Origin of the sequence: Flavobacterium sp., assembly GCF_044373165.1 — a bacterium.
Taxonomy (GTDB): Bacteria; Bacteroidota; Bacteroidia; order Flavobacteriales; family Flavobacteriaceae; genus Flavobacterium.
Map to the genome: position 1 here is coordinate 1 of NZ_JBILQL010000124.1, position 3674 is coordinate 3674.

The following is a 3674-nucleotide window of genomic DNA, read 5'->3' on the forward strand; positions in this document are numbered from 1 at the left end:
GGCAGAAGCGCCAATTCTTTTGATGAGTTATACGATTACCTTCAAAACGAACCGACTTATATCGACCAAATTACACTTCATATTTTAAAAGAAAAACTGCAGACTGTACAGCCAAAATTAGTCTGTTTTTCAGTTCCGTTTCCCGGAAATTTATACAGTGCATTTCGCTGTGCTCAGTTCATTAAAAAGAGTCATCCTGAAATGAAAGTCGCCATGGGCGGTGGTTTTCCCAATACCGAATTGCGGGAGTTAAAAGACAATCGTGTTTTTGAATTTTTCGATTTCATCACTTTAGACGATGGAGAATTACCTGTAGAACTTCTATATTCAAAGATTAGCAATCCAATTTCAGACGAGTTTAAGAGAACTTTTCTTCTCGAGAATAATTCGGTGGTATACCGCAATAATTCCTCGAAATCCGATTACAAACAAAGTCAAACCGGCACGCCTGATTATTCCGATTTGCTGTTAGATCAATACATTTCGGTCATTGAAATTGCCAATCCGATGCACAGTTTATGGAGCGACGGTCGTTGGAATAAACTCACGATGGCACATGGTTGTTATTGGGGAAAATGCACGTTTTGTGATATTTCATTAGATTACATCAAGGTTTACGAACCCATTGCGGCTAAGTTGTTAGTTGATAGAATGGAGGAATTAATAGCACAAACCAAAGAAACCGGCTTTCATTTTGTAGACGAAGCGGCACCGCCGGCTTTGATGCGTGAGTTGGCTTTGGAAATTTTACGCCGAAAACTTACGGTCACTTGGTGGACCAACATTCGATTTGAAAAAAGTTTCAGCCGGGATTTGTGCGAGTTGCTCAAAGCATCCGGTTGTATTGCGGTTTCCGGCGGTTTGGAAGTGGCATCTGATCGATTGTTAGCACTCATTAAAAAAGGCGTTACTGTCGCTCAAGTAGCACAAGTTACTCGTAATTTTACGGATAGTGGCATTATGGTGCATGCCTATTTGATGTATGGTTATCCAACACAAACGGTACAGGAAACGATTGACAGTTTGGAAATGGTTCGACAGTTATTTGAAGCCGGGATTTTACAGTCCGGATTTTGGCATCAGTTTGCCATGACAGCGCACAGTCCGGTGGGCTTGGATCCTGATGCTTTTGGCGTAATTCCTCAAGCAAACGAAATTACTTTTGCCCATAACGACATTCAATTTAAGGATAAAACCGGAATTGATCATGATCAATTCAGTTTCGGGTTGAAGAAATCATTGTTCAATTACATGCACGGGATTTGTTTTGATTATGATTTACAGGAATGGTTCGACTTCAAAATACCTAAAACAAAGGTCTCTCCTCATTTTATAGCCGATTGTTTGGAGGAGGAAAATAAATTGGTTCTAAAACCCAATGCCAAAGTGATTTGGTTAGGCGTTGAACCTATAGCTGAGGAATTTACAAAGTCGAAAAAGGGGATGAGTTGGGCCATGATAAAACTTACTTTTTTTGAGAAAAGCGGCCTGCTTTCGATTACTGTAGAAAAGGCTCACGGCCAATGGCTTTTGAAAATTTTACCCAAGCTGAGTTTACAAGAATCCAAAGTAACAACACTCTCTGAACTGAAAGCTGATTTTGAATCCCAATTTGATGATTTTGAGTTGTTTTGGTTTTCAAAACCGGTTCAGGCATTAAGAACATCTGGATTATTGCTTCTTTAGAATTTCGAGGGTATTCTTAATAACTTGTTCATTCTTTTTAAATAGATTTAGATAATCAGTTAATTTTTAACATATTTTTAGTTCCTAATTAACAGATTAGAGATTCAAATGATCGTTAAAAAAACTTTCCCTAAAATACTTTGGTTGATTTTTTCTTCGAGTATTTTTTTCATCATATTGTATTTTGCTTTATTCTACTACACCAAAAAAGCAGAGAAGCAGGTGTATAAAGATTCTGTTGAACATTTTGACAATGAAATACATAAACTACTCGATTTAGAGTCTAAACCCATATTTGTAGCCATTAATAATGATACCAACTGGGATGAGTTTGTGGATTTTATCACTACCAAAGACCAAACTTGGTTTGATGAAACCATTGGGAATGAATTGGAAATTTACGACGCTGAATATTTAGGAGCGTATGATTTGCAAAAGAATTTTATCATAAGAACACCAACACCGGCCATCAAAACCCTCGATTTTATTCCGAAGCAAACCATGGATTTGGTTGATAAAGCCGGAATAAAAAAGTTTTATTTGAAGATACCGGAAGGCTTTGTAGAAGTTACCGGTGCTGCTATTCACCCTTCAGATGATCCTTTAAAAAACAAAACCAAAACTTCGGGTTACTTTTTTGTGGTGCGTTTGATGGATAAAGAGTTCCTGAAAAATATTGAGCGCATCACCAATTCGGAGATTAAGTTAGTTCAGCCCAATTTTGAATTAAAGCCCGAAAAAAATAAAATAGCCTCTTTGTTTGAATTGAAAGATGCCCAAAGCAATGTCATTGGCAAATTGGTTTTTCAAAGAGCGTTTGAAGTCTATTTTGACAATACTACCCGATTGTTGTATGTTATCATTATTGCTTTTTTTGTCATTTTGTTACTCAACCTAATTTACACCCGAAAATTTGTTTATTATCCTTTGGATTTGGTGAGAAGGGTTTTGGAAACCGGCAACAAAAGAGCCATTAAATTACTCAAAGAAACCAATGGAGAATTCAGCTATATCGGCAATCTGTTTGAGGAAAATAACAACCAAAAAATGGAGTTGATAACGGCCAAGATAAAAGCGGAGGAAAGTGATCGGTTAAAATCGTCTTTCTTAGCCAATTTATCCCATGAGATTCGCACTCCTATGAATGCCATCAATGGTTTTACCGATTTGATTTTAAATACCGATATCACTGAAACGGAAAAATTAGAGTATTTGACAGTTATTGAAAAAAGTGGGAAAAACTTGGTTTCCATTATAGATGATTTAATCGAAATGTCTAAGATTGATTCCAACCAAATCATCCCTAATTATACACAGGTTAACCTTGAGTCTTGTGTAAATGAACTTTACGAGACTTTAAAAGTCACGATTCAAAACAAAGGCATTGAATTTATTTTGATTAAAAGTTCCATGCCGGCCGAATTCAACATTATTACGGACGACATTAAACTGAAGCAAGTAATCATTAATCTTTTAACCAATGCGATCAAGTTTACCGATCAAGGGATGGTTACTTTCGGATATGAAATTGACGAGCAAAATGAGCTCATCCATTTCACCGTCAGAGATACCGGTTTAGGAATTGATGAAGTTGAGCACAAAAATATTTTTGATCGATTTAAAAGAGTCGACAGTGATATTTCAATTAAAGTTGGCGGTTTGGGTTTAGGGTTGGCCATTTCAAAAGCCTATGTAGAATTGCTTGGCGGCAGTATTACATTGACTTCAAAAGTAGGAGAAGGATCGACTTTTTATTTTTCAATACCATTGCAATATGCTAAAGTTGAGCATATAACCGTTCGTTCTGTTAACAATGAAGAAACTGTTAAAACAGAGCGCAGGGTTATTTTAATTGCTGAAGATGACAACATCAATTACTTGCTTTTTCAAAAAATGATGCAGCATAAGAATTATGACATTATCAGAGCTGTTAATGGTCAAATGGCTGTAGAGATTTGTTTGAATAATCCGAGTATTGATTTGGTTTT

General features: G+C 36.4%; 2 protein-coding genes. Both read left to right on the forward strand.

Annotated features, from left to right (window positions below):
- Positions 1-1686: B12-binding domain-containing radical SAM protein (locus ACIQ32_RS11400; RefSeq protein WP_396195813.1), on the forward strand; the 1686-nt coding region annotated here is incomplete at its 5' end.
- 144 nt (positions 1687-1830) lie between these two features.
- On the forward strand, positions 1831-3674 hold a 1844-nt coding region (locus tag ACIQ32_RS11405), incomplete at its 3' end, for an ATP-binding protein (protein ID WP_396195814.1).